This window comes from Corynebacterium crudilactis (assembly GCF_001643015.1).
GTDB lineage: Bacteria > Actinomycetota > Actinomycetes > Mycobacteriales > Mycobacteriaceae > Corynebacterium > Corynebacterium crudilactis.
Window position 1 is genome coordinate 1,168,776 of the sequence record NZ_CP015622.1, and the last position, 26,646, is coordinate 1,195,421.

The window sequence follows — 26,646 nt, forward strand, 5'->3', positions numbered from 1 at the left end:
ACATTTTTTAACGCAGATCACCTTACTCTGGCATGAGAGAAAACTATGTGTCGGTGCACTTTTGTATAAGTTTGGTTGCGGAGTTTAAAGACTCAAAGTGGCTTATTGGTGTCTTGCATCACTGGAATCGGGGCGGAATGGTACGAAAGTGGGCGTCGAGAAGCATTTTTTGAGACATTTATGTGAGGAAAGTCCCATTTTCCCAGTTCACACGCTCGGGCTCGGCGATAAAAGCGGAATCGCATATGGAGTTTCGGGAAAATTTAGCGTAGCTTAAAGGAACAATGAGTAATACCGAGAACGTCAACGGCGACGTAGAACAGCCGGATAACGTAATTTTGTCGGAATCTCAGGAAACCCCGCAGGGTGACTCAGCATCAGCTGACTTCGCTCTCGAGACCCCATCCAATGAGGGTAGCGAAGAGATCACCAGGGACGCGGATACTTCTGAGGACGCCGACTCTGCAGATGCAGACAACGCGAGCAATGTAATCAATGAGAATGAGGACTCCTCGGAAGGCGCTAACCAGCCTTCAACCGAGTCATCCTCTACGGAAGCCAAGTCCGGCTTCGATGCACTCGGACTGCCAGAGCGTGTTCTTGACGCTGTGCGCAAGGTGGGTTACGAAACTCCTTCCCCTATTCAGGCACAAACTATCCCAATCCTCATGGAGGGTCAGGATGTTGTTGGTCTAGCACAGACCGGTACCGGTAAGACCGCAGCTTTCGCGCTGCCAATTCTTTCCCGTATTGACAAGTCCGTGCGCAGCCCACAGGCACTTGTGCTTGCCCCTACCCGTGAGCTGGCACTTCAGGTTGCTGACTCCTTCCAATCTTTCGCTGACCACGTCGGTGGCCTGAACGTTCTGCCAATCTATGGTGGACAGGCTTACGGCATTCAGCTTTCCGGTCTGCGCCGTGGCGCTCACATCGTTGTGGGTACCCCAGGTCGTATCATTGATCACCTGCAGAAGGGCTCACTGGATATTTCCGGTCTGCGCTTCCTCGTGCTCGATGAGGCTGATGAGATGCTGAACATGGGCTTCCAGGAAGACGTCGAGCGTATCCTCGAGGACACCCCAGAGAACAAGCAGGTTGCACTGTTCTCCGCAACCATGCCAAACGGCATTCGTCGCCTTTCCAAGCAGTACCTAAACAACCCTGCTGAAATCACCGTTAAGTCCGAAACCAGGACTAACACCAACATCACCCAGCGTTTCATCTCCGTTGCACACCGCAACAAAATGGATGCGCTTACCCGCATCCTCGAGGTAACCGAGTTCGAAGCAATCATCATGTTCGTGCGCACCAAGCACGAAACTGAAGAAGTTGCTGAGAAGCTTCGTGCACGCGGATTCTCCGCAGCAGCTATCAATGGTGACATTGCTCAGGCACAGCGTGAGCGCACCGTCGACCAGCTCAAGGATGGCCGCCTGGACATCCTCGTTGCGACTGACGTTGCAGCACGTGGCCTGGACGTTGAGCGTATTTCCCACGTGGTTAACTACGACATTCCAAATGACACCGAGTCTTACGTTCACCGCATTGGCCGTACCGGCCGTGCAGGACGTACCGGCGAGGCAATCTTGTTTGTCACCCCACGTGAGCGTCGTATGCTCCGTTCCATCGAGCGTGCAACCAACGCACCGCTCAACGAGATGGAACTGCCTACCGTTGATCAGGTCAACGAATTCCGCAAGGTTAAGTTCGCTGGCTCCATCACCAAGTCTCTTGAGAACAAGCAGATGGATATGTTCCGCACCTTGGTGAAGGAATACTCCGAAGCTAATGATGTTCCTCTCGAGGACGTTGCAGCTGCACTTGCAACTCAGGCACACACCGGCGACTTCCTGCTCAAGGAGCTCCCACCAGAGCGCCGTGAGCGCAGCGATCGCCGTCGTGACTTCGATGATCGTGGCGACCGCGGTGGACGTGGACGTGACCGTGATCGTGGCGACCGCGGAGATCGTGGAGATCGTGGCTCCCGCTTCGATCGCGATGATGAGAACCTGGCAACCTACCGCCTCGCAGTGGGCAAGCGCCAGCACATCCGCCCAGGTGCAATCGTTGGTGCACTTGCTAACGAAGGTGGCTTGAACTCCAAGGACTTCGGACGCATCACCATTGCAGCCGATCACACCCTTGTTGAACTGCCAAAGGACCTCCCACAGAGCGTTCTTGACAACCTGAGCGACACTCGTATCTCCGGTCAGCTGATCAACATTGAGCGCGATGCAGGTGGACGCCCACCACGTCGCTTCGAGCGCGATGATCGTGGTGGACGCGGACGCGAAGACCGTGATGGTGGCGATCGTGGTGGACGCGGTGGATTCCGCGGAGACCGTGACCGCGGTGGCGATCGTGGAGGCCGTGGAGGCTTCCGCGGTGGACGCGAAGACCGTGGCGGCGATCGTGGTGGACGCGGTGGATTCCGCGGAGACCGTGACCGCGGTGGCGATCGTGGAGGCCGTGGAGGCTTCCGCGGTGGACGCGACTAGTCTGTCACAGGAACTTTAAGTTCTGAATAAAAATCCGTTGTTCTCTCTGATGAGAGGGCAACGGATTTTTTGTGCTTTCTGGGGGAGGTTTGATGGGAGAGCAGGGGATTTCTAGAAAGGACACAACGGGGCGCGAGGTAGTGGACTATAAAGGTTGGTGTCTCTCATTGCTATATCTTGATCCTCTAGGAGAAACTGATGTCTTTAAAATTTTCTCATGAAACTCTCGGACAGCGAGTACTTTTTGGTACAAAGCAGGCATCTCAGTATCTCATTGCAGAAATTATGCGATTAGAAGCCCAAAATGTCATGGTGATTGCCAGCAATTCGGGCCTTTTCTCGGCCCAGGAGATTGCTGCTGATATTGATGTCAAAGTGTGGCACTCTAATGTCAAAATGCATGTTCCAATGGAAACTGCAATAGAAGCACGAGCTATAGCGGTTGACAATGATATTGATGTCATTGTTTCTGTGGGCGGTGGATCCGCAGTTGGTTTAGCTAAAGCAATCGCTCTGACCACATCCATACCTATCATCGCTATTCCGACTACTTATGCGGGCTCAGAAGCTACCAATGTATGGGGTATCACAGAATCAGCACGTAAAACTACTGGTGTTGATAACAAAGTAGTGCCAACAACGGTTATTTATGATTCATCTTTAACCATGTCGCTACCAGTAGAGATGTCTGTGGCTTCAGGTCTTAACGGCATGGCTCACTGTATTGATTCTTTGTGGGCACCGCATGCTGATCCGATTAATGCTCTGATGGCTGCAGAAGGTATTCGTGCGCTTTCTGCAGGTTTGCCAAAAATTGTTGCAGACCCTCAAGATATCAGCGGTCGTGATGAGGTTCTTTATGGAGCCTATTTTGCTGCAGTATCCTTTGCCTCTGCAGGATCGGGTTTACACCATAAAATCTGCCATGTTTTAGGCGGAACTTTTAATCTTCCTCATGCTCAAACACATGCAACGGTGCTGCCTTATGTGCTTGCTTTCAATGCGCCTTTTGCTCCAGACGCAGAACAGAGAACTGCAGCGGCTTTTGGGACAGACACCGCGCTAGAGGGACTGCAGAAACTGCGAGCTCAGGTAGGTGCTCCACAGCGATTGTCGGATTATGGATTTACTGAGGAAGGAATTCCTGAAGCAGTATCGATTATTTTAGAAAAGCTTCCGGCACATAATCCACGAGAAATAACTGAAGAGAACCTCACCGCGTTGTTGGTGGCAGCTCTCAACGGTAACGATCCAGCAACTCTGAATTAGAAGGACACAAGATGGCAATTTCAGCACAACAACAAGCAGTGGAAGAAGAACTCGTTCAGCGCGTCCTGAGTTCCTATGGCAACTGTGAAGATCCTCGGCTCAAGCAGATTATGCAGTCTCTAACTGTCCATCTCCATGATTTCATTCGGGATGTTCGGCTCACGGAAAAAGAGTGGGATTATGCGATAGATTTCTTAACCAAAGTTGGTCATATTACTGATGATAAACGTCAGGAGTTCGTGCTACTTTCTGATACTTTGGGTGCATCTATGCAGACTATTGCTGTTAATAATGAAGCGTATGAAAATGCTACTGAAGCAACAGTTTTTGGTCCGTTCTTTGTTGAGGATGCACCATTAGTGCAAAACGGTGAAGATATTGCTTTTGGGGCACCTGGGCAGCCTGCTTGGATTGAAGGAACCGTCAAAGATACTGATGGAAACCCAATTCCACATGCTCGCATTGAAGTATGGGAATGCGATGAAGATGGCCTTTATGATGTGCAATATGGAGATGAACGCAATGCTGGCCGAGCACATCTCTATTCAGACGAAAACGGAGAATATAGATTCTGGGGTCTAACTCCTGTGCCGTATCCGATTCCTCATGATGGTCCAGTAGGGCAGATGCTCCAGGCTGTGGGGCGTTCGCCGGTACGCTGCGCACACCTTCACTTTATGGTGACAGCGCCGGAGAAAAGGCCGTTAGTAACCCATATTTTTGCTAAAGGAGATCCTCAGCTTGGCATCGGTGATTCGGTGTTTGGTGTGAAGGATTCATTAATTAAGGAATTTTCAGAACAACCTGCAGGAAGCACGACTCCAGATGGACGAGACCTCGGCGATAAGACCTGGTCGCGTGCTCGATTTGATATTGTTGTCGCTCCAGATAACGCCTGAAAAATAGAGCAGGGGTTTAGAGGGAATTAAAAAACCCACCAAGAAAACTCTTGGTGGGTTTTAGCTATATCTAGGTTCTAGATGAACATCAGTACTGCGATGATGACCCAGAGAAGAGCCCAGATGCCAGCGAACATAGACAGCTGGCCCTTTGCCTTGTTCCAATCGGCGATTTCGTAGGACTGTGCAGCCTGCTCATCGGACTCCAAGAGACCAAGAGCACCCATCATCTTCTTCTGGCGTGGGAAGATGACGAAGAGAAGCAGAGCCCAGGTGATTACGCTGAGTGCGATTGCTGCGTGGAACTGGCCTTGGGACTTGTAGGTGGACCAATCAAGAAGCATGATTGCGATACCCAGCAAAGGCACGATCAGGGAGAGTAGGCCGTAGGACTGAGAAATTTTGAAAAGTGTCTTTGCGGAGCCAGCGGCTTGAGCATTGCCGTTGTGAGCGTCCAACGCGCGGACGTGGAACTGAGAGTTAGCAACCGTTGCTGGTCCTAGGAAAAGGATTGCTGCGATAGCGTGAATTGCGATCATGATGGTGGTCACGGGCTGGTGGACCTTTCAATTATTGTTGGGCAAAAAGAAAAATGCTTAATATATACACTAACTAGATCACCAGAGTTTGGCGAACCCACACTGTTTTCTACTCACCCGGATATCCTCTTCTGGCAAGGGCAGCTCATAGGCGTTGGCCACGGAAAATAATCGGGAAACATACCAACAGCGCACACTGCGATCAGAGGGGAGCCATTGGCTGGGGAGTTGGTCAGATTTTTCTTGGTTTTCAGCCCGAGAGACCAGCACAAGGTTTAAAGGATCATTGGCAAACTGGATTCTTTCGCCAGCGCTCCAGCTGTGTGCTCCCAAATCCCATGCCGCGCTGAGCGGGAAAATATGGTCTACTTCAGCATCCGAGATATCTAAAGCATCGCCGGCATAGGGGTCTATGTCATCTGCTTCGGCCACGATTGCTTCTCGCACACCACCTAGCCAGCCGCCGAACATGGAGGCTCTGTCATAGCCCAAGACTGTGGCTCTTTGCGGTACTGCTGTGACTGGGGCAAGGCTTTTTTGTTCTTGGCTGAGGTAAGGAATTGCGGTGTAAATGCAGAGAAAAACACTAAAGGCGATGAGCATCCGAATAAAGATCTTCATACTCGGGTTAGACTCATCGCCTAAGCATTTGGTTCCCTAAAGCAGTTAATTTTCTTTTGAAATCTTCTTAGCTGCTTCTGCGAAGTCCACATCTTCGTTGTTATCAACTGCGGAAGCAAGCTTCTTGGCAGTTTCAAATTCATTGAGGATTTCTTGGGATGGTTCCTTTGTCATCAAGGAGACTGCGAACATCACGATGGTGGCGAGGGCGAAGCCTGGGATGATTTCGTAGAGAACATCTCCAAGAGGGGACATACCCCACGCGATAGAGACCACAGCGCCAGTGATCATGCCGGCGATAGCACCTGTCGCATTCAATCGCTTCCAGTAGAGGGATGCCAGCACGATTGGGCCGAATGCGGATCCGAATCCTGCCCAGGCAAAGCCCACGAGACCAAGGATGGAATCAGATGGGTTAATAGCCATTGCTGCTGCAATGATGGCCAAGACGATGACCGTGCCACGAGAGAGCATGATCAAGGTGCGCTCGCTCAGGGATTCCTTCTTGGCGACCTTGAGCAGATCCTCAATCAGAGAAGACGCGGTGACCAGCAGCTGTGAAGACATCGTGGACATGATGGCTGCAAGTACGGCAGTCAGGATCAGGCCAGCGATCAGTGGGTGGAAGAGCACACGCGCAAGGTCGAGGAAGATGGACTCATAAGCCCTGGTGTCAGTGATGCTGTATTGGGTGTTTTGTGCGAAGAACACGGTCGAGATGATTGCTGTCAGTGTTGCGCCGATCAAACAGAAGACCATCCAGGAGATGCCGATGCGGCGACCTTGTTTTGCTTCAGCAGGTGTACGCAAAGCCATGAAGCGAACCACGATGTGTGGCTGTCCGAAGTAGCCAAGTCCCCAGCCCAAGTTGCCAATGATGGCAGCTGCGGACACTCCACTGATCAGTGAGAAATACGTGGGGTTACCGATGCCATCGGTGTGTGGGCCGTAATCATTAGAGGTGGCAAAGCTCCAGATATCTGCAGGATTAGACAGTGTGAAATAAGCCATGACAGGGACGATGATCAGTGAGAAGAACATGATCGAACCCTGGACAACGTCGGTGTAGGACACTGCGAGGAAGCCACCAATGAAGGTGTAGAGCACGGTTACTCCGGCAACCACTGCCATGCCGAGAAGGTAGTCGCCGCCGAAGGTGGATTCCCAGTACACGCCACCGGCAACCATGCCAGAGGAGATGTAGAAGGTGAAGAACACAATGATGATCAGTGCTGCAACAATGCGGAGGATGCGGGATTTATCGCGAAGTCGGTTTTCAAAGAAGGATGGCAGCGTGATGGAATCGCTAGATACTTCAGTATAAGAACGTAGGCGCGGGGCGACCCACATCCAGTTGGCCCAAGCGCCGATGGTGAGGCCGACGGCGATCCAGAGCTCGGACATGCCTGTGACAAACAGTGCGCCAGGCAAGCCCATGAGCAGCCAACCGGACATATCTGATGCGCCTGCAGACATTGCGGCAACAAAAGGGTTAAGCCCGCGGCCTGCGAGCATGTAGTCGTCGTATTTTTCAGTCTTCCGGTAGCTCCAGTAGCCGATGAGCACCATGATCAACATGTAGATAACGATGGCTATGATAAACCATGTGTTATCGCTCATGAGGTTCTCCTTTTGGGTTGTGGACAAATGTGCAAGTAATAAGTGTTGTGAATTACAACACTAATGGATTCAGCATCACTTATATACATAGGCATTCAAAAGCACCCCTATCTGCGCAGGCAATCCAGCATCGCAGCGCCTGTGCCTGGCGGAGGAGGGTGGCGTCGATAAGCAATATTTTTTAATCTGTGGTGAATTGGAAAATAACCGGTAGGCTGGAGTACTTGTCCAATGGTTTCGCACAAGGTTACGAGAAACCACTCTTCAACATAGGTGAAATGAGTTCATGACTTCTCACTTGCTTCACGGTCTCTGGATCAAAGATCGCGGTCTGCAATTGTGGATTGAACAGGTCGAAGGCCACCGAATTGTGCTTCCTGAGGTTGTAGAAAGCGGTACATTCCCGCCGGTGGTGGATCAGATTCTGCAAGGAAAAACGTTCCGGCCACGCATGAATGTGCATTTGCGCACGCCGAAAGGCCGCCATGTTGAGCTGCCTACTCCGACTGCAGCTTTTACCCCTGAAGAGGCGGTGACGGTTTTCTCGCAGTTGAGTTTTTTGAAGGCGGAAACTCCAGCAGCCACTCGCGCTCAACGGGCATCCATTGCGCCTGATTTGTGGTGGCTGATTTCCATGTATCAAGGCCTGGCGAGGTTTGTGCAGGCCGGCCGTGTCACGCTGCGCACAGTGATGATTGATAATGCCTGGTGGCCGCAGTGGCAGCTGTCTGCAAGTTTGTCTGAGCGCGGCTGGCTTGCGGAAATGAACCACGCAGCACCGGGAATCTTGCGGATTAATGGTGGCCGTGATTTGGCGGGAAGCATGTCTAATGAACTGCCGCATTGGATCGCTAATGCAATTTTGCGTGATTATCGCGATGAAACTATGCCTTATGCGCGCCATGAGTTCATTGATTCTTTGCTGTATAACCATTCTTTGCGCAAGGGTTCCACGATGCTCACGCATGCGCTTAATCAGTGGAAAAACACCATCACTTCGGCTTCGTTACAATTGGTGATTTTGGTGGAGGAACCACCTGCAGAATCAGATTATGAAGATCCAATGGATTCTGTGTGGCCGGTGCGCTTGATGGTGCGTACCGGAGTGGATGCGCCACAGGCCATTCAAAAGGGCTCGATTGATAGTGGCGGAATGGAGCAGCTTCGTTCACAATATGAATCTGCCAAGACCACATCATTTTTGCTTGATCCCGCTCGCGATGACGCCATGTTAGGGCATATGGTCGATATCGCCCAAAACGGTGATTGGGATATTTTCTTAACCACAGAAGAAATAGTCAGCTTTATTTCTCATGACGTAGCAAAACTCCGCAAAGCTGGCATCCCGGTCATGCTGCCCAAGGCGTGGAGTACCTATGAAACGCGCGCACAGGTAGAAGCACGCACTCCTGGCGATGGTGCAGATTCAACGACGAAGGCGATTATTGGCCTTGACCAGCTGGTTGAGTACAACTGGCGCATCAGCGTCGGCGATATCACGCTCTCAGATGAAGAGATGCGGGAACTCATCGATTCCAAAACAGGCCTCATCCGCCTGCGCGGCGACTGGGTCATGGCCGACCAAGATGCTTTACGACGGATCACCAGTTACATGGATGAGCTGTCGAAGTCCTCAGAAAAGCGTGCTCGCACTGAGATGGAAAAAGTGGCCATGGAAGCCAAACTTGCAGAAGCAAGTGGGGCAGAAGGCTGGCAATTGCTGGCTGCCAAAGCAGAAACGCTCCGTAAAGAATTTAATGAGAAGTTCAGCGGCGATGGTCATGGCGAAGTAACTCTTGCTGAACTGCGTGAAATCGCATTGAAAGCAGCAGAAAATGAGCCAGTAGAATTTACTGGATCGCAGTGGTTTAACTCTTTGCTGGGTGGCACTGAAACTCCTGCTCCAGTCCGAGTTGATATCCCTGACACTGTGCATGCAGAGCTGCGCGAATACCAGCATCGCGGAGTCGATTGGCTGTACTGGATGTCGGAAAACAACCTCGGTGCTGTCTTGGCTGATGATATGGGATTGGGCAAGACACTCCAGCTGTTATCCCTGTTGGCTGTCGAACGCGCCAAAGCACCTGATGTGGTCCGCAGCCCAACGCTTGTGGTGTGCCCGACCTCTGTGGTGGGTAACTGGGCAGCTGAAGCGCAGAAGTTTGTGCCTTCGCTCAAAGTCTTGATGCACCATGGCCCACAGCGGTTAAATGATGAAGAGTTCTTGATTAAAGCCAAGGGCATGGACTTGATTGTCACCTCTTATGGCGTGGTTACCCGCGATTTCAAACTCATAGGAGAAGTTGGTTTTGAACGCATTGTGCTTGATGAAGCCCAAGCGATTAAGAACTCTTCTACCAGAGTGTCTAAAGCAGTGCGCTCGCTGCCGTCACGCCACCGAGTTGCTCTGACCGGTACCCCAGTGGAAAACCGTTTGTCTGAAATGCGCTCCATCCTAGATTTCTGTAACCCAGGAGTTTTAGGTTCCGCATCGTTTTTCCGTAATCACTTTGCCAAGGCAATTGAACGCGAACAAGACGACACCATGACAGAGCGTCTACGCCAGCTCACCGCACCGTTTATTTTGCGCCGCCTGAAAACAGATCCATCCATCATTGATGACCTACCGGAGAAAACCGAGAAGATCATCCGCGTAGATATGAGCACCGAACAGGCTTCCTTGTACAAAGCCTTGGTGGAAGATGTGCAAAAACAGCTGGATGAGCGCCAAGGGATGTCGCGTAAAGGCCTCGTGCTTGCCACCATCACACGCATTAAACAGATCTGTAATCACCCGGCACACTTCTTGGGTGATGGTTCTGATGTGACCTTGAAGGGCAAACATCGATCCGGCAAGGTAGAAGCGCTGATGGAATTGATTGATGCAGCGGTGAAAGAAGAGCGTCGCATGTTGATTTTCACCCAATATGCAGCATTTGGACGTATTCTTTCACCTTATTTGTCTGATCGATTGGGCACCACTATTCCGTTTCTCCACGGTGGCGTGACCAAACCTGGACGTGACCGCATGGTGGCAGACTTCCAATCAGAAGATGGCCCACCAGCGATGATTTTGTCATTGAAGGCCGGCGGTACTGGCCTCAACCTCACTGCTGCATCGATTGTGGTTCATATGGATCGCTGGTGGAATCCTGCCGTGGAAAACCAAGCCACTGACCGCGCTTTCCGCATTGGTCAGCAAAAAAATGTTGATGTGTACAAAATGATCACAGCAGGCACCATGGAGGAATCTATTCAAGATATTCTCGATGGAAAAATGCATCTGGCCAGTGCCATCGTTGGTGAGGGCGAAGGTTGGATCACAGAGCTTAACCCTGAAGAATTGGCTATGCTGATGAGCTACCGCGAAAGGGAGGGCGCAGATGACTGAATCACGCCGCGTGAAAATGGATAACGTGATTTATGCCAATTTTGGCAATAAGAAACGCGTATCCACGCCCGAAGATCGCGTTCAAGTGATCAATAAATCGCGCGATAAACAGTTCAGCCCTGCCGGTCACCGTACCGTGATGTTGACGGAGAAAAACGCAGATAGCGGTAGGCGTTCCCGCGGTGAACAGTATTACCGCAACGGAAATGTCACGGGTATCACCGTGATGGAAGGCCGAGTGGAGTGCACCGTGGCAGGCTCTCAAAATGAGCCGTTTACCACCACTGTGACTTTTCCCTATAGAAGCTCGGATAAGTTGCGAGAAGCCTATGCAGCCATTGCGGATACTCCCAATGGCCTGCGTTTAGTACGCGAGGGGCATTTGACCTCATCCATGCTGGATCATCTGGTGGGTAATCCAGAGGAATCAATTTATTTTGATTGCACCTGCCCGGATCGTTCCTTGGTGTGTAAACATGCCGTAGCAAGCGCATATTATGTGGCTGAGAAAATGACCTCTAATCCTGCGTTGATCCTCGATATCAGGGGCCAAGGATTGGCAGGTTTAGAAGCGCTGATCCGGACTTATCACACCAAGGTGGATACGGAACCGGAAGATAATGACAGCTTCTGGAACGGCAAGGAACTACCAAGCTTGCCTGATCCAAAGATCGCTTCTGCCATAGATGATTCCGATATTAACTATCTGCACAAGGCCTTGCGTCTGATTTCCTATACCTCGCTTGAGCAGTTGCGCGCAGTGAGCGATATCGAAGATATGTATGAAATTTTGGTGTCTAATCACCCTGATAATCAACGGGTGTATGAGGAAGAAGATACGGATTAAACTGGTGTTTTAGGCATTGATTACCCCCACAGGGGAAGTCTGTGTCGACCGTGCATGATGAGATGAGCGCTATGAATACAACAGTTAAGTTTTTACACTCTTCAGATCTTCAAATAGGAATGACGCGGTGGTTCTTATCCGATGAAGCCCAAGCGCGTTTTGATGATGATCGCATTAGGGCCATCGAAAAGATGGGCAGGGTAGCGCGTGAGTATGCTTGCGAGTTCATTGTGCTTGCAGGCGATGTCTTTGAGCACAATTCTTTAGAGCAACGCACTACAGGCCGTGCGTTAGAGGCATTGCGTTCACTCAAAATGCCGGTGTATTTGCTGCCAGGAAACCATGATCCGCTGACCGCAGATTCACTGTTTTATCGGGCTAAAGATATTGCTGGCGTGACCATTTTGGCAGATACTCAAACCCATCAGATCAGCCCAGGCGTAGAAATTATTGGTGCGCCGCTACAACATAAAATTGCTACTTCTGATCTTGTCGCAGATGCCTTAAAAGATTTAGAACCTACCGATAGTATCCGTATCGCAGTGGGGCATGGGCAGGCAGAAGCTCGCACAACGCACCACCGCGCAGATTTGATAGATCTGCACAATGTGGAAGCAAAATTGGCTGAGGGCATCATTGATTACCTTGCGCTTGGTGATACCCACTCGGCACAGCCCGTGGGAACAAGTGGCAAAGTGTGGTTTTCTGGTGCTCCGGAGACCACGGATTTTCACGATTTAGACCCAGAGCGTGTGGGCGGTGAAGTTAATTCCGGCAAAGTATTAGTAGTGACAGCCTCCAAAGAAGCGGTGGAGGTGGAAGAAATTGAAATAGGGAAGTGGACTTTCCAGGCCTTTTCTCGAGATATTTCTTCCACGGAGGATGTACAAGAATTTTTGGATACTTTGCGTGCTTACCCGGATAAATCGCGCACAGTTATTAAATATGGCTTGCGCGGAACTATTACTTTGGAACAAAACAGGCTGTTGGAAGAAGGCATTGCAGAGCTAGAAGATGTTTTTGCCTCGTTGAAACCTCGAGAACGCACCACGGATCTTGTGTTGGAACCTGGGGAAGAGGAACTAGCCAATTTAGATGCCACAGGTTATGCCGCCGAAGTATTGCGAGAGCTAGCGGATTCCGTGGTTAATGGTGCAGCTCCTGAGGAAGATAGAGATGCCTTGAACCTACTGTTCCGCCTGAGCCGGGAGGTTTAACAGATGCGTATACATGAAATAATTATTGAGAATTTCCGAGCACTTGAGCATTTAGAATTGCGTGATATTCCTGATCGCGGTGTCATTGTCATCCACGGTGACAATGAGCAGGGAAAGTCTTCCATCCTTGAAGCCATCAATCTTCTTCTGAGCACCAAGAGCACAAGTAGAAGCGGAAAAATTAAAGTTACCCAACCTGTGGATCGGGATGTTCCGGTCAGCATCACCCTTGAGGCAACGGTGGGTACTGTCAGGTTTCGGATTCTGAAACGCTATCTCAAAACGCCTGCCACTGAACTGCAGATTATGGAGCCGCGTCCGTCGAACCACCGTGGTGAAGATGCAGAGACGAAGTTTGCAGAGGTCTTGGAAAGCCACCTCGATACCACGTTGTTGGATACCTTGTTTATGAAGCAGGGTGAGGTCCAAGCGGGTATTAATGCTGTGGGAATTCCTGCATTGACCAGCGCGCTTAATGCCCAAAATGGCAATACCGAGGATGCAGCTGAGGACACGGAACTCATGGCTGCGGTGGAGAAAGAATACGCAAAGTTCTACACCACTACTGGAAAAGCCAATAGTCGTTTTGCTCAGTTCACTAAACAGGTGGATGGGCTGCGCGCGGATCTTGATGATGCCAGCGCGGAGGTTGCGAAACTCTCCTCTCATGTTGATCGGGTATCTCGCTTGGAGCGCGACCGGGATCAAGCTCATACCAAGCTGCCACAGGCAGAAGAGGAGCTTGCTTCTCGACGCTTCGAGCTAGACGCCGCGCTCAAGGTAAAGACCGAAGCTGAAGAAGTCCGTGCACAGTTTGCCCGTGCACGGGAACAACTAGAACACGCCGAAGCTACGCAGCACCAACGTGGAGAACTTCAGCGCAGGGTGGAATCAGCACACCACACTGTGGAACAAGCTGTTGTAGGACAAAAAACTGCACAGGAAGCGGCAGACCGTGAAGAGGAAGAGCTCCAGATTTTAACGGAGCGTTTAAAAGCTACTCGGCGAAGTGAAACCACAGCAATTGAGACGGTTAAGCAAGCCCGCCAAGCTGTAGCCAGCATAAAAAACCGTGAACGCAAAGATGATCTCACAGCGCTTCTTGCTGAGCTGGAGGGCATTGGAGAAAACCTCCATGCATTACGGACCGCTCAAAGTACTCTGGCGCGGGTAACTCAGCGTGATATTGATGCACTGCAAAAGGCCAGTACAGAAGTTGATATTCAGAAGAAACTCGTGGAAACGCGGCAGGGAAGCATCACTCTGAGTGCTTCTGTGCCGACCGATATCCGCGTGGGCGAAGAGTCCATTTCAGCTTCAGCTGATGAGGAAAGCTTTAGTCTTGATCGAGAGCTGTCCATAGTTATTGGTGATGTCACACTGGTGATCAACCCAGGTAAAACAGCTGCGGAAAGCCGTACTGATCTGGAATCTGCGGAAGCCGCTTTGGCGGAACTTTTAGATCATCTTGATGTCGTAGATATCGAGCAGCTGCGAGAGCGTTTCAACACCCAGGAAAAACGTGCTGCTGATATTGCTGCTTTGTTAAAAGAAGAGCAAAGAATCAGCGGGGGAACAGAGATCGCTGTACTGCGAGCTGAGCTAGATGGGTTACAGATCGCAGAAGAGTTTGATCCTGACTTAAGTCTTGAAGATGCTCAAGTGGCTTTGGATGAGGCGGAGGATTTACGTGAACAAGCTGGCGAGGCACAAAAATTGGCCGCTGCTGCTCTGGATGGAGTGAGTGCGCGCCCAGCGGATACAGCGCTGACCATTCTTAATGCTCGGTTAGGAGAGCTCAACAGCAATGTAGTTGCTGCCCAAACAGAGCTTGATGCTGCACTGGCAGAAACATCCACTGAGGATATAGATGCATTAGTTTTACAACGCGTGGAAGCTCTGGCTGCTGTTGCTCTCCAAAAAAAGCAGGTAGAGGAAGCTCTAGCGCAGACCAACCCAGATATGGCAGCACGGCTTCATGATGCGGCAGAAGCTAATCTGAAGTCCTATAAGTCTGCGATTTCAGAGGCGAATACTGAACTCGTGCGCCTTGAAGGGCTTATTGGCGTTGCTGCTGGTGCGAAAGAGCGTTTCGATAAAGTACAGGCAGCGTTAAAAGGTGCAGAAAATAGGCTGGAATCAGAACAGCGTCGAGCTCATGCTGCACGCAGGCTTCATGAGCTCATGGTCTTTTACCGAGATGAATCCCGAAAACGATACGCAGCTCCATTCGCCGATAAACTATCTCGGCTGGCAGCATCTGTATTTGGGGAAAACACAGACTTTGATCTTGATGATCAGCTCTCGATTGCGAGTAGATCAATTGGTCCTCGAACTGTCGATATTGATCATTTATCCGGTGGTGCGCAAGAACAGCTTGCGATTTTAACTCGGTTTGCCATTGCAGAGCTGGTGGCAGAATCTTCGGCGCAGGGAGCTGTGCCGGTATTTATTGATGATGCCCTGGGCAGCACTGACCCGGAACGATTAACACGTATTTCCACGCTGTTTAGCGATGCCGGAAAAGAATCCCAAGTGTTTGTCTTGACCTGTGTGCCAGATAGATACAACTATGTGGAAGTAACACAAAAGCGCAGCATTGAATCGTTGAAAACTACCAACGTTTTGCTTTAAATAAATGGAGGGGTCTCCCTAATGAGTGTGCATCCAGAGGCGCAGAATTTTCTCGTACTTACAGCTCAGGCTCCTGAGCTAGATACACGCACACCTGCAGAAAACCGGGCAGCTAATGAAGCTAGCCAGCATCTCATGGGGGAGCAGACTCCAGTGGCAGTAGTCAAAGATGTGCTCATCAGGGATGTTCCAGTCCGCATCTATAATCCCTACCCTGGTCGTGATAGGCAGCCAGTATTCCTTTATTTCCACGGTGGAGGATGGGTTTTAGGAGATCTTGACACAGTTGATTCCACTGTTCGAGATATTGCGGCGACTTCAGGTGCGCTGTGCATCAGTGTGGATTATCGTCGTGCACCGGAGCATCCTTTTCCGGCAGCTTTAGATGATTGTCTCGCAGTGACAGCGGCGGTCTTGGAGGGAGAAGTCCAAGGCGTTGATTCACATATGGTTGCAGTAGGTGGAGATAGTGCCGGTGGAAATATCGCAGCAGTGATTGCCCAAGAACTCCGAGATGTTATTGCGCACCAAGTGCTCATTTATCCGGTGATGGATCTGTCTAGTTTTCAGACACCAAGCCATGAACAATACTCCGCTGGCTATTTTCTGAGCCGGAAGCGCTTGGAGTATTTCTACGATAGTTATGCCCAAGCGCATGATCGGCGGGATCCTCGGTTGTCACCGGGATTGAACAAGGACTTAGAAGGTATGCCTCCAGCCACGATTATTTCCGCAGAGTGTGATCCGTTGGCAGATGAGGTCAGTGCATATGGCGAGGCTCTGCAACATGCTGGAAATGTGGTGAGCCATGTGCAATTTAAAGGCCAAGTGCATCCTTTTGTACAGATGTCGAGCATTATTTCTGACGCCCTTGTTGCCAGGAGGTTGATCGCTGGGGAGCTGGCAGAAGTTTTTCTAAGAACCTAAAATAAATAGACTATTATTTTTGTAGATTTCTACAAATTTCATCCGAAAATTTTAGAGAATTTAGTGTAGACCACAGACCTTTAGAAACGTAACTTAGATCATATAAATTGATCGTATTCGTTTAGGGGGAGGTCCCTTTGTCAAAGGTCTCAAGCAATATTGAAGAGCAGCTCCGCGCAGAGCTATTCGATGGCATGACTATCGCTGCTGGTGGTTTTGGAGTATGCGGCATTCCAAGCACCTTGATTGATATCGTGCGCGATGCTGGGGTGAAAGATCTTACCGTGGTGTCCAACAACCTGGCGATTGATGGAGTTGGTCTCGGCAGATTGCTCGAAGGCGGACAGATCACAAAGGTCTTGGCCTCTTATATCGGAGAGAACAAACTCTTCATGGAGCAGTACCTCAGCGGAGCTGTCGAAGTGGAGTTTGTCCCACAGGGAACTCTTGCTGAACGCATGCGAGCTGGCGGAGCTGGCATCGCGGCCTTTTATACACGTACAGGTGTAGGCACTGAAATTGCAGAAGGAAAGCCAACTGCAGAGTTCGACGGCGAGATCTACCTCCAGGAGCGTGCAATCCAAGCAGATGTATCCCTTGTACATGCACACACATCTGATGTGGAGGGTAACCTGCGATATCGACTTGCAGCTCGAAACTTCAATCCAGTTGTAGCGCAGTGCGGAAGAGTCACTTTTGCAGAAGCCGAGCACATCGTGGAGCGCGGCGAACTAGGTCCAGATGATATCCATACCCCGTGTGTGTTTATCCATCACCTCACTCAAGCGCTTATTCCAAATGAAATTGAACAGATCGTTAACCGCCCACGACCAGCTACTTTGCAGGAGGCCTAAAGAACATGGCTTGGACACGAGATGAAATGGCTGTTATTGCGGCCTCTGAATTAGAAGACGGCGATTACGTCAACTTAGGAATCGGAATTCCGACGTTGATTGCTAATAATTTGCCCGAGGGTGTGTTCGTCAATATTCAAAGCGAAAACGGAATCCTCGGCATGGGTCCAAACCCTTATCCAGGTGAAGAAGACGCAGATCTGATCAACGCTGGTAAACAAACCATCACGCTTCTTCCTGGTGCCGTGATCTTTGATTCAGCAACGTCCTTCGCCATGATTCGCTCCGGAAAAATGAAAGCAGCATTTTTGGGGGCGATGGAAGTCTCTGGATCAGGAGACCTCGCCAATTGGACGATCCCTGGAAAATTAGTCAAAGGCATGGGCGGTGCCATGGACCTGGTTGCTGGAGCAAAGCGCGTTGTCGTGCTGAGCGATCACACCTCTAAAAACGGCAAGCCAAAAATCGTCACCACGTGCTCACTCCCACTCACTGGTGTTGGAGTAGTGAACCGCATTATTACTGAGCTGGCTGTCTTCGATATTGCAGATGGTCAGTTGATTTTGCGCCAGATCGCGCCGGGAGTCACGGAAGAAGAAATTCGGGAGAAGACCGAAGCTACGTTCACTGTGGATATTGATGAAGCTATTCAAGGAGTAATGCAATGAGTGTCATCGTCGCTGGCATTGGTGAAACCCTTATGGGAAAGTACCCGGATCGCAGTATTTACGAGATGATTCGGGAAGCTGGGCATGCAGCTCTTGATGAGGCAGGCATTGATTCCAGCCTTATTACCGCAGCATATATCGGTAATTTCAATGGTCAACAGCTTCTCGGCCAGGGACATTTTGGTCCGTTGGTGATGGAAACGCTGGGGATGTCGCATGTTCCGGCCATGCGTGTTGAAGGTGCCTGTGTCTCAGGTGGATTGGCGCTTCTCCAGGGCGTGGAGGCGATTCGTTCCGGTAGACACCAAGCAGTGTTGGTGGGCGGTGTGGAAAAGATGACCCATCAAACCACTGCTGCTGTTACCAGTGCTCTTACCTCTGCGATGGATATTGAATTCGAGGCGCATTCAGGTTTGAGCTTCCCGGGCAGTTTTGCACTCGTTGCGCATCGTTATTTCCATGAGTTCCGCAATGTGCAGCGCGAAATGGCACAGGTTGCAGTCAATGCTCATGATAATGCGTTGCTTAATCCTACCGCGCAGATGCACAAGAAAATTGATATCGACAAGGTGCTGAATGCACCGCGTATTGCGGATCCACTAGGACTTTATGATTGCTCCCTAGTTACTGACGGTGCAGCATTTATAGTTCTTGTTTCTGAGGAACTAGCGCAACAGCTTGATGATGGTGCGGAGCGACATCGCCAGGTTCGTATCATTGGTTCTGGTCATGGCGGCGATGCATTGACGCTGCATGGAAAAGCTTCGATGACCACCTTTGGTGCAACTATTCGCGCAGCAAAACAGGCTTATGCTCAAGCCGGAGTGGAAGCTTCTGATATCGATTTGGCTGAAGTCCATGATTGCTTCACAATCACCCAAATCATTAATACGGAAGATCTGGGCTTCTTTGAGAAGGGCCATGGCGGAGATGCCGTTGCCGAGGGTAGAACTGCCCGCGATGGTGATATGCCCATTAATGTTTCAGGTGGCCTAAAAGCCAAGGGACACCCCATTGGTGCCACTGGAATCAGCCAGGCCATTGAGGTAATTACGCAAATTCGTGGTGGAGCAGGCGAGCGTCAAAGCAATAAGGTCGATACCGGATTGACCCATAACTTGGGTGGAACTGCCGGTACCTGTGTGATCAATATCTTCCAAGGGGCTTAAAACTTATGACTGCAGAAATTCTTACTTACACCATTATTCGCACACCACCAGCTGGTTTTGATGGCGCACCGTACTGTGTTGCCGTGATCGATAACAACGGCACTGCAGAGACTGCTCGCGTGGCTGGATATGTAGACGGTCAAGATGTCCATATCGGTGATACCGTGCGCGCATTGGAAGAACCTGATCAATTTGGCGCAACTTTCCGCTTCGAGATCTAAATAATCCACAACCCGCACCAGATCTCGCCTTCCGCAATGGCGCTTGTGCCATGATGCGGAAGGCGGCGTCGACAAGCAGCTTTTTAAGGATTTGACGTGAGCTCTGCACAAAAGACTGCAACCAAGCAGTCGTTCATGGATCGATATTTAGCGTGGTTTATCAGGTGGATGCCTGAATCCTTTGTTATCTGCCTCGCCTTGACAGTTTTTGTCGGAATTTTTGCGCTGGTAGCCACAGAAACACCACTGTGGAGCATGGACCCAGAAACCACCAGCGTGGTGAGCGCATGGGCGGATGGCTTCTGGAGCCTTTTGGCCTTCACAATGCAGATGACAATTCTGCTGTCTACCGGTAGCGCTGTTGCATCTTCGCCACCTGCACAACGGGTGCTAACTAAGATCGCAAGCATTCCAAACTCCAAGGTCCAAGCGATTTTGCTCGGATCAGTCTCGGCAGTATTGCTGGGATATTTGCACTGGGGCTTGGGCATGATGGCTGCGATTGTGCTGGGCAAGGAGATCCTCGCGCAATCTCGCATCAAGGGTTATGACCTGCACCCGCCAGTGATGATTGCGGCATTATTTATGGCGTTCTTGCCATCGTCGGCAGGTATTTCCGGTGCAGCGGTGCTTTATGCTGCGACTCCGGGATATCTCAAAGACATGGTTCCGGAAAGCTACCAGGATCGTGTGCCAGATGCTGTTCCATTAACCGATTCCGTTTTGCGCCCAGATTTCATCATCTTGCTGGTGATTTGCTCCATCATCACTACAGGCTTCGCGCTGCTCATGCACCCTAAGAGTAAAGAGAAGACCGAAACGATTTCCGATGAGTTGTTCGCGGAAATTCAGGCAGGTAGTGAAAAGATCGAAATTCCACGGTCAACACCAGCTGAGAAATCTAATGCCAGCCGTTGGATCATGTATCTGGTTGGCGGAATTGGCTTGCTTTATAGCTTCTTCAGTTTGTGGACCGGCGGAGTCACAGGGCTAACGCTTAACTCCTTCAACTTCCTGTTCCTTTCCTTAGGGATGGTGCTCACCGCTAACTACGGTCCGGAATACTACGCCAAACTTATCCGCGAGGGCATTCAAGGAACCTGGGGATTCATCCTCCAATTCCCGTTCTACGCAGGTATTTTCGGCCTGATTTCTTTCACCGGACTCGGCGTGGTGATCTCCGGATTCTTTACCTCGATCTCCACGGCAACAACCTGGCCTGTTATCGCATTCCTTTATTCCGGTTTGCTCAATATCGCAGTGCCTTCAGGCGGTTCAAAATTTGTCATCGAAGCACCGTATATCATTCCAACCACGATTGATCTCGGCGCCGATATGGGCTTGGTTCTGCAGGCATATCAAATGGGCGATGGCGCAACCAACCTGCTGATCCCATTCTTTGCATTGCCATATTTGGCCAACTTCAAAATCAAATTCAGCCAAGTGGTGGGCTATACCGTTCCACCTGTGCTTGTCGTTATTGTGGTGACCTGCATTTATCTCTTTGTCAGGGCATCAATGATTTAAAAGATGCTTCTCGACGCCAAAAGCCGCGGCCCTCCACTGATTTCAGGGAGGAGCCGCGGCTTATTGCGGTGTGAGACTTAAGCCTGCTTGATAGCGGAGCCGTCGATCTCGATCTTGATCTTCTCAGAAACAAGGACGCCACCGGTAGAAAGTGGAGCCTGGAAATCGATACCGAAATCCTTGCGGTTAACTTCGGTGGTTGCTTCGAAGCCAAGACGGATGTTGCCGAATGGATCCTCAGCAACGCCACCAACCTCAACGTTCAAGGTGACGGACTTGGTGATGTCACGAATGGTGAGGTCACCGGTAACGGTACCTTCGTTCTCGTTCTTGATAACGAAAGAAGTTGCCTCAAAGGTCATCTCTGGGAACTTCTCAACTGCGAAGAAATCATCAGCCTTAACGTGAGCATCACGATCAGCGTTGCCGGTGGTAACAGAAGCGGTCTTGATGACAACCTTTGCAGAGGAGTTCTCTGGGTTCTCAGCGTCTACCACGATGGAATCGGTGTACTCAGTGAACTCACCGCGAACCTTAGTGACCATTGCGTGGCGTGCAACGAACTTAATTTCAGTGTGTGAAGGGTCAAGGGTCCAGGTGCCAGTCAAGTTGCTCATAGTAAATCCTTTTCAAAAGTGAATGTGTTTCGTTTCAAACGGTACCGACACTTTTGCATCTCTGCATTTTGTGTGGCTTCGTGTGCTTCGAGATCCATATTAACCACTTTTAGTGACATGTCAACAACTTTCTAGAAAAGCTTGCTGTGTAAACTAAAATTACCTGGTGGGAGCGTGAATAAAATTGAATTCTTGCTTGGATAGTCAAATTTTTTGGATGTTAGGGGCAGATTTGGCAACTTTGGGATCTTTGAATTTACCTTTCAAATCAGGCTAGGGTAAGTGGTATGACAACACCACGATGGCTTTCCACAGAAGAGCAACAGCTCTGGCGCATGATCTTGTCAGCAGTCCGAAAAATGGAACGCACATTAGATGAGACCCTCGTGGAAAAGCACCAATTAACCACCTCTGAATACGCAGTTTTAGTAACGTTATCCGAAGCAGGGGACCACGATATGCGTCTTCGGGATATGTGCCAAGCACTTGACTGGGATCGCAGCCGCACCTCCCACCAAATCACTCGCATGGACAAAAAAGGCTTGGTGTCCAAGGTTAAATGCGCAGGTGACGCCCGTGGTGTGATCGTGGAAATTACTCCAGAAGGTGAACGTCGACTTAAAGATGCTGTACCCGCTCATGTAGAAGTTGTGCGCAAGCTTATTTTTGATCCGATGGAGGAAGGCCACCTGGAAGGCATGCATTCGTACCTCACGGCGGTATTGAACTCTGGCAGCTGCGTGGAGATAAACGACAAGCGAAGTGCAGAGCTTTAGCTCAAAATTTTAGAGGGCGACTCAGGGATTTGTCGGGGTTAAAGTCGGGGTGAAATCGGGGTCAAGTGAAGGGACTTCCCCGATGTGCCAGCCAATTCTGAAAGGCATGATTGAGGAAGAAGAAAGCAAACAATCTTAAAGCCACTCAGAAGGAGCTTGATCCCCATGACTTTTCCAACACAATCTCGACGCCTTGCCCGCAGCACTACTGACAAGTGGGTTGGTGGCGTTGCAGGTGGACTCGCAGAAACTTACGGTTGGAATCCTGCCTATGTCCGCCTTGCTTTCGCTGCGTCACTGCTGCTTCCAGTTCCGGGATCTCAACTTCTATTCTACGGTTTGGCCTGGTTGGTTATCCCATCACGCGATAACCTGCGCTAATCACGTAAAATGAAGAAAAGCCTGCACATTGATTGTGTAGGCTTTATTGATTTTAATTAGCTAAAAGTCGCGCGAAACAGCGGGAAACCTGAGCGAGGCCATCGTTATCGTTGCTGTAAAGCTCAGACAGTGGCCAGCTGCGCTTTGGCGTGTGGATTTCCAGCAGTGAATGAGCTGCTTCGCCGCTGGTGTGGTCCAACGCGTTGATTCCAATATTGTCTAGCGTAACTACAGACAGCGTGAAATTAGATGGGGAAATAACGGGGATCATCACTCGTGTTGCGCCATTATTAATGTGCTCTTGAGCATCTGCCCGTAATTCTGCTACAGAAGTTCTTGTGGTGATAGGAATGACTGGAGCAAGAGGGTCAATTTTTAGTGACACATCAGAAGCGGTACGAAGTGCTTTGAAATATACCGTGGCAGTTAGTAGCCGAAGTTCATTAGCTTTTTTGGTTTCAACCGTTTGTGCTTTCATGTTCATCCTTCTCAACAATCAGTAAATCCCGCTAGTGACTTTTTGGATCGCCGGTTAGGGAATTCTGACACATGATGCTCAAGCGATACCGATTCGAATCCGTTTTCAAAGTCTATTGTCAAGAAATCCTAATTGAATTCTTAGAAATTGGAACCTTAAGCAGTCAAACGTGACCAACACCATGCTATGTATAAGTCTTTGTATGTGCTTGACCAGCAGAAATTAAATATCAGCTGAAAAATTTCTTGCATATTACTCTTGTCTAATATAGGAAACTAGGCTAATTACGATGCATAGTGCTCTTCCTGGCTAGCATTGGAGTCATGACTCAGATGACACAGAATCCCGTGAGGAAATCCTGTGCCCAACCGCATTCCTGTTCGCAGGAAGTGCGTTTGAAAGCCATGAACTCTTCTACGCTTACTAAAGATTTAAACCCGCAAGAGCAACTTGAGCTGGATAGCTTAATCAGCGCTTGGTCGTGGTCTGAAGGCGATCCCATTTTCTTTGCTGGTGAACAACTAAGCGGTAGTTATCTCATCGTTGCCGGCCGAGTGCGAGTTGCCAGAGATACTGTTGATGGTCGAGAAATCACCGTAGATATAGCGACTCCCGGCGATATCATCGGAGTAATTGACTCCAAACCAGGTGCAGCACAAGATTCCGCGTGGGCGATGGAAACAACATGCGCTCTATATCTCCCCGCGGATGCTCTCGCCGATATTGTGGCAGATCACCCAAAACTCGCGTTAGCGTTAATCCGCATGCAGCAACAGCGCTTGGAAATAGCTCGTGACAGAGAAATTAGCTTGAGCACAGCACCCGTCGAACAACGGGTAGCTGCAGCAGTAAAAGCACTCGGAGAAAAAATCGGCCAACGACAACGCAATGGCAATGTGCTCATTCAAGTACGAATACGCCGCGAAGATATCGCAGGCCTAGCAGGAACTACCGTGGAATCTACTTCTCGAGTGCTGGCTCGATTGAAAAAAGAAGGCGTGATTGACAGTGGTAGAGAATGGATCGCAATTGTTGATGAAGCACAGTTGGGCAGCCTCAGTAAAGATTTCTAGTTACTTGATCTGGATCAAGGAACCTTAAACGGCCAGCTCTTAAAGTTAAAGGTACACAGAGAAACAACACCTAATACTGAAAGGGCTGGATTATCATGACCACCTCAAACACCTTGAAGAAGACCACACTTCGTTCCGATGAGTTTACCTGCCCATCGTGTGTAGCCAAGATCGAGAACAAACTCAATGGGATGGATGGAGTAGAAAACGCAACCGTTAAGTTCTCCTCTGGACGCATCCTGGTCGATCATGATCCCACAAAAGCAACTGTGAAAGATCTAGTCGATGCAGTAGCTGAAGTTGGATACACAGCGAAACCATCTGCCATTTAAATACCTTGCCTTCCCAAGAACCTCCTGTCGCTTTTCAGTGACAGGAGGTTCTTTTTTATTGCTGGGAGCTTTTCGCCGATCTTTGATCTAGCTCAAGGTACTTCAAAGCTGCACGTCATAGCGTTAAAGATGAAGGAATTTGAAAGAGGAAGGGAAAACCATGAAAACTTGGAAGACCTGGGGTGTCGCAGGAATCTCAGGATTATTAATCGTCTTATCTTGGCTAAGCACTTTGTTATGGACAAATGCGATAAGCCCACTGTTGGCAGATGCCTTTATGATCGCTGCAGCAGTTGTAGCAGGCTGGCCGATCGCTAAATCTGCTTATCAGGCTCTGCGCATTCGCATGATTTCGATTGATTTACTCGTTGTGGTGGCAGCTGTTGGAGCTCTTTTTATCAACAACTTTTGGGAATCAGCCGCAGTGACATTTCTATTTGCCCTCGGAAAAGCGCTCGAGCAAGCGACGATGAATCGTACTAGAAAATCACTGTCCGACCTGGTTGATTCAGCTCCAGAAACAGCAACCAAATTAAACGCAGATGATTCAACTACCACTGTGGAACTCTGGGAACTTAACCCCGGCGATATCGTATTAGTGCGCAATGGTGAGCAGATCCCAGTCGATGGAAAAGTAATTATTGGCGCAGGTGGAGTAGATGAAGCCACTATTACTGGTGAGTCTATGCCTGCTGAAAAAACACCTGGCTCTGAAGTTTTTGCGGGAACCTGGCTGCGTTCTGGTGTCTTAAGAGTTGAAGCAACTGGAATTGGTTCTGATTCCACATTGGCAAAAATTATTCACCGAGTAGAAGACGCTCAGGATGATAAAGCCCGTACCCAAACATTCCTAGAAAAGTTCTCCGCTTGGTACACACCTGGTGTCATGATTTCCGCAGCGGTTGTCGGACTGATCACCATGAATGTGGAATTGGCCCTTACCCTGTTGGTCATTGGTTGCCCGGGCGCTCTAGTTATTTCGATTCCAGTGTCCATCGTGGCAGGTATTGGCAGAGCAGCACGTGATGGTGTGCTGATTAAGGGTGGCGAATATTTAGAAACCGCCGCGAAGGTAGATGTTGTCGTGGTCGATAAAACAGGAACATTAACTACTGGGCAACCTCAGCTCACTGACGTGGAATCCCTGGATGCAACTTTTAGCACCGATAAGATCCTGGAACTAGCAGCACGTGCAGAAACAGCTTCGGAACACCCACTAGCTGAAGCAATTATTCGTGGTGCCGGAGAACGTGGATTATCTACTGAGCTTGTTTTTGACGCACGCAATGTCACTGGCCGAGGCATCATCGCAGACGTTGACGGTCAAGAAATCGCCGTTGGCTCAGCTGCATTGCTTAATCACACCCCCGATTCAGCCAAAATCCTTGCGCTCAATGAACAAGGAAAAACAGCCATGTTTGTTGGAGTCGATGGGCGAGCGGTAGGGATCGTTGCGGTGGCAGATGCGATTCGATCTGATTCTTTATCTGCGATTAAGGCACTGCACCGAGCCGGAATTGAAGTCATCATGGCGACCGGTGACGCAGATCGAGTGGCACAAAATGTTGGCATGGAACTTGGCGTAGATGATGTGCGCGCTGAACTGCTTCCGGAAGACAAACTAGAAATTGTTCGTGAATTGCAAGCAGCAGGAAAAACCGTGGCAATGGTTGGCGATGGAGTCAATGACACCCCAGCACTGGCTGCTGCAGACATTGGTGTCGCGATGGGAGCAGCCGGCTCACCCGCTGCAATTGAGACCGCGGATATTGCCCTCATGGCAGACCGACTCCCACGATTGGCTCATGCCGTGACACTAGCCAAGCGAACCGTGAACACCATGAGGATCAACATCGCCATTGCCCTAGTTACCGTGGTGGTATTGCTCGCCGGAGTGCTGTTCGGAGGCGTCACCATGTCCGTCGGAATGTTGGTACATGAAGCAAGCGTGCTGTTAGTCATTGGTATCGCGATGCTCTTGCTGCGACCAACGTTGAAAGAAGAACCAGCCGTAATGAGCAAGAAGAGTGTGGATCGAGTGAATGCGTAAGGGGTAATTTAGAACAGAGAGGATAGATTCTTCTTCAC

At 50.0% G+C, this 26,646-nt stretch carries 23 protein-coding genes; 18 read left to right on the top strand and 5 right to left on the bottom strand.

The window, feature by feature from the left end:
• Positions 1-284 precede the first annotated feature (284 nt).
• From ccrud_RS05570 to ccrud_RS05580, 3 genes are all read left to right on the top strand, one after another.
• A complete protein-coding gene (locus tag ccrud_RS05570; RefSeq protein ID WP_066565228.1) occupies positions 285-2,498 on the top strand; it encodes a DEAD/DEAH box helicase in 2,214 nt (737 codons plus the stop codon).
• 198 nt (positions 2,499-2,696) lie between these two features.
• Positions 2,697-3,767 (top strand): maleylacetate reductase, encoded by a 1,071-nt coding sequence (locus ccrud_RS05575; protein ID WP_066565229.1) that lies wholly within the window; start codon positions 2,697-2,699, stop codon positions 3,765-3,767.
• Between the two features lie 11 nt (positions 3,768-3,778).
• Positions 3,779-4,666, top strand: coding sequence for a dioxygenase (locus tag ccrud_RS05580; RefSeq protein WP_066565230.1), 888 nt, complete (start codon positions 3,779-3,781; stop codon positions 4,664-4,666).
• 77 nt (positions 4,667-4,743) lie between these two features.
• Here ccrud_RS05580 and ccrud_RS05585 read toward each other — a convergent pair whose 3' ends face one another.
• The 3 genes from ccrud_RS05585 to putP form a co-directional block, all read right to left on the bottom strand.
• Positions 4,744-5,217: a DUF2269 domain-containing protein gene (locus ccrud_RS05585; RefSeq protein WP_066565231.1), complete on the bottom strand. Its 474-nt coding sequence runs from the start codon at positions 5,215-5,217 to the stop codon at positions 4,744-4,746.
• 66 nt (positions 5,218-5,283) lie between these two features.
• A complete protein-coding gene (locus tag ccrud_RS05590; protein ID WP_066565232.1) occupies positions 5,284-5,826 on the bottom strand; it encodes a GmrSD restriction endonuclease domain-containing protein in 543 nt (180 codons plus the stop codon).
• Positions 5,827-5,871: 45 nt separating this feature from the next.
• Entirely contained in the window at positions 5,872-7,446 is a 1,575-nt protein-coding gene (gene putP, locus ccrud_RS05595) for a sodium/proline symporter PutP (RefSeq protein WP_066565233.1), read from the bottom strand.
• 286 nt (positions 7,447-7,732) lie between these two features.
• On the opposite strand from putP, the gene ccrud_RS05600 reads away from it, so the two are divergent.
• The 10 genes from ccrud_RS05600 (at position 7,733) to ccrud_RS05645 (ending at position 20,901) form a co-directional block, all read left to right on the top strand.
• Positions 7,733-10,837: a DEAD/DEAH box helicase gene (locus ccrud_RS05600; protein WP_066565234.1), complete on the top strand. Its 3,105-nt coding sequence runs from the start codon at positions 7,733-7,735 to the stop codon at positions 10,835-10,837.
• Positions 10,830-11,684: an SWIM zinc finger family protein gene (locus ccrud_RS05605; RefSeq protein ID WP_066565235.1), complete on the top strand. Its 855-nt coding sequence runs from the start codon at positions 10,830-10,832 to the stop codon at positions 11,682-11,684. Before ccrud_RS05600 ends, ccrud_RS05605 begins: the two co-directional genes overlap by 8 nt.
• A 41-nt stretch (positions 11,685-11,725) precedes the next feature.
• On the top strand, positions 11,726-12,901 hold the full coding sequence (locus tag ccrud_RS05610) for a metallophosphoesterase family protein (protein ID WP_066565236.1): 1,176 nt from the start codon (positions 11,726-11,728) through the stop codon (positions 12,899-12,901).
• 3 nt (positions 12,902-12,904) lie between these two features.
• Entirely contained in the window at positions 12,905-15,535 is a 2,631-nt protein-coding gene (locus ccrud_RS05615) for an AAA family ATPase (RefSeq protein ID WP_066565237.1), read from the top strand.
• A 21-nt stretch (positions 15,536-15,556) separates the two neighbouring features.
• Entirely contained in the window at positions 15,557-16,462 is a 906-nt protein-coding gene (locus ccrud_RS05620; protein ID WP_066565238.1) for an alpha/beta hydrolase, read from the top strand.
• Positions 16,463-16,599: 137 nt separating this feature from the next.
• Positions 16,600-17,316 (top strand): CoA transferase subunit A, encoded by a 717-nt coding sequence (locus ccrud_RS05625; protein WP_066565239.1) that lies wholly within the window; start codon positions 16,600-16,602, stop codon positions 17,314-17,316.
• Positions 17,317-17,321: 5 nt separating this feature from the next.
• The gene (locus ccrud_RS05630; protein ID WP_066565240.1) at positions 17,322-17,984 is read left to right on the top strand and encodes a 3-oxoacid CoA-transferase subunit B; all 663 of its coding nucleotides are present in this window, start codon (positions 17,322-17,324) and stop codon (positions 17,982-17,984) included.
• Positions 17,981-19,153, top strand: coding sequence for a thiolase domain-containing protein (locus ccrud_RS05635; protein ID WP_066565241.1), 1,173 nt, complete (start codon positions 17,981-17,983; stop codon positions 19,151-19,153). The genes ccrud_RS05630 and ccrud_RS05635 overlap by 4 nt, the downstream gene beginning before the upstream one ends.
• A 5-nt stretch (positions 19,154-19,158) precedes the next feature.
• A complete protein-coding gene (locus ccrud_RS05640) occupies positions 19,159-19,374 on the top strand; it encodes an OB-fold domain-containing protein (RefSeq protein WP_066565242.1) in 216 nt (71 codons plus the stop codon).
• A 96-nt stretch (positions 19,375-19,470) separates the two neighbouring features.
• Positions 19,471-20,901, top strand: coding sequence for a TIGR00366 family protein (locus ccrud_RS05645; RefSeq protein ID WP_211271323.1), 1,431 nt, complete (start codon positions 19,471-19,473; stop codon positions 20,899-20,901).
• A gap of 77 nt (positions 20,902-20,978) precedes the next feature.
• On the opposite strand, the gene ccrud_RS05650 is transcribed toward ccrud_RS05645, so the two are convergent.
• Positions 20,979-21,518: a YceI family protein gene (locus ccrud_RS05650; protein WP_066565243.1), complete on the bottom strand. Its 540-nt coding sequence runs from the start codon at positions 21,516-21,518 to the stop codon at positions 20,979-20,981.
• Positions 21,519-21,805: 287 nt separating this feature from the next.
• Here ccrud_RS05650 and ccrud_RS05655 point away from each other — a divergent pair, with 287 nt between their 5' ends.
• Both ccrud_RS05655 and ccrud_RS05660 read left to right on the top strand, forming a co-directional pair.
• Complete coding sequence (locus ccrud_RS05655) at positions 21,806-22,294, top strand: MarR family winged helix-turn-helix transcriptional regulator (protein ID WP_066565244.1); 489 nt, start codon at positions 21,806-21,808, stop codon at positions 22,292-22,294.
• A 165-nt stretch (positions 22,295-22,459) separates the two neighbouring features.
• A complete protein-coding gene (locus ccrud_RS05660) occupies positions 22,460-22,675 on the top strand; it encodes a PspC domain-containing protein (RefSeq protein ID WP_066565245.1) in 216 nt (71 codons plus the stop codon).
• Between the two features lie 52 nt (positions 22,676-22,727).
• On the opposite strand, the gene ccrud_RS05665 is transcribed toward ccrud_RS05660, so the two are convergent.
• Positions 22,728-23,153 (bottom strand): hypothetical protein, encoded by a 426-nt coding sequence (locus tag ccrud_RS05665; RefSeq protein ID WP_066565246.1) that lies wholly within the window; start codon positions 23,151-23,153, stop codon positions 22,728-22,730.
• A gap of 404 nt (positions 23,154-23,557) precedes the next feature.
• Here ccrud_RS05665 and ccrud_RS05670 point away from each other — a divergent pair, with 404 nt between their 5' ends.
• The 3 genes from ccrud_RS05670 (at position 23,558) to ccrud_RS05680 (ending at position 26,608) form a co-directional block, all read left to right on the top strand.
• Complete coding sequence (locus ccrud_RS05670; RefSeq protein ID WP_066565247.1) at positions 23,558-24,226, top strand: Crp/Fnr family transcriptional regulator; 669 nt, start codon at positions 23,558-23,560, stop codon at positions 24,224-24,226.
• 95 nt (positions 24,227-24,321) lie between these two features.
• Entirely contained in the window at positions 24,322-24,558 is a 237-nt protein-coding gene (locus ccrud_RS05675) for a heavy-metal-associated domain-containing protein (RefSeq protein ID WP_066565248.1), read from the top strand.
• Between the two features lie 160 nt (positions 24,559-24,718).
• On the top strand, positions 24,719-26,608 hold the full coding sequence (locus ccrud_RS05680) for a heavy metal translocating P-type ATPase (RefSeq protein WP_066565249.1): 1,890 nt from the start codon (positions 24,719-24,721) through the stop codon (positions 26,606-26,608).
• Positions 26,609-26,646: the final 38 nt, after the last annotated feature.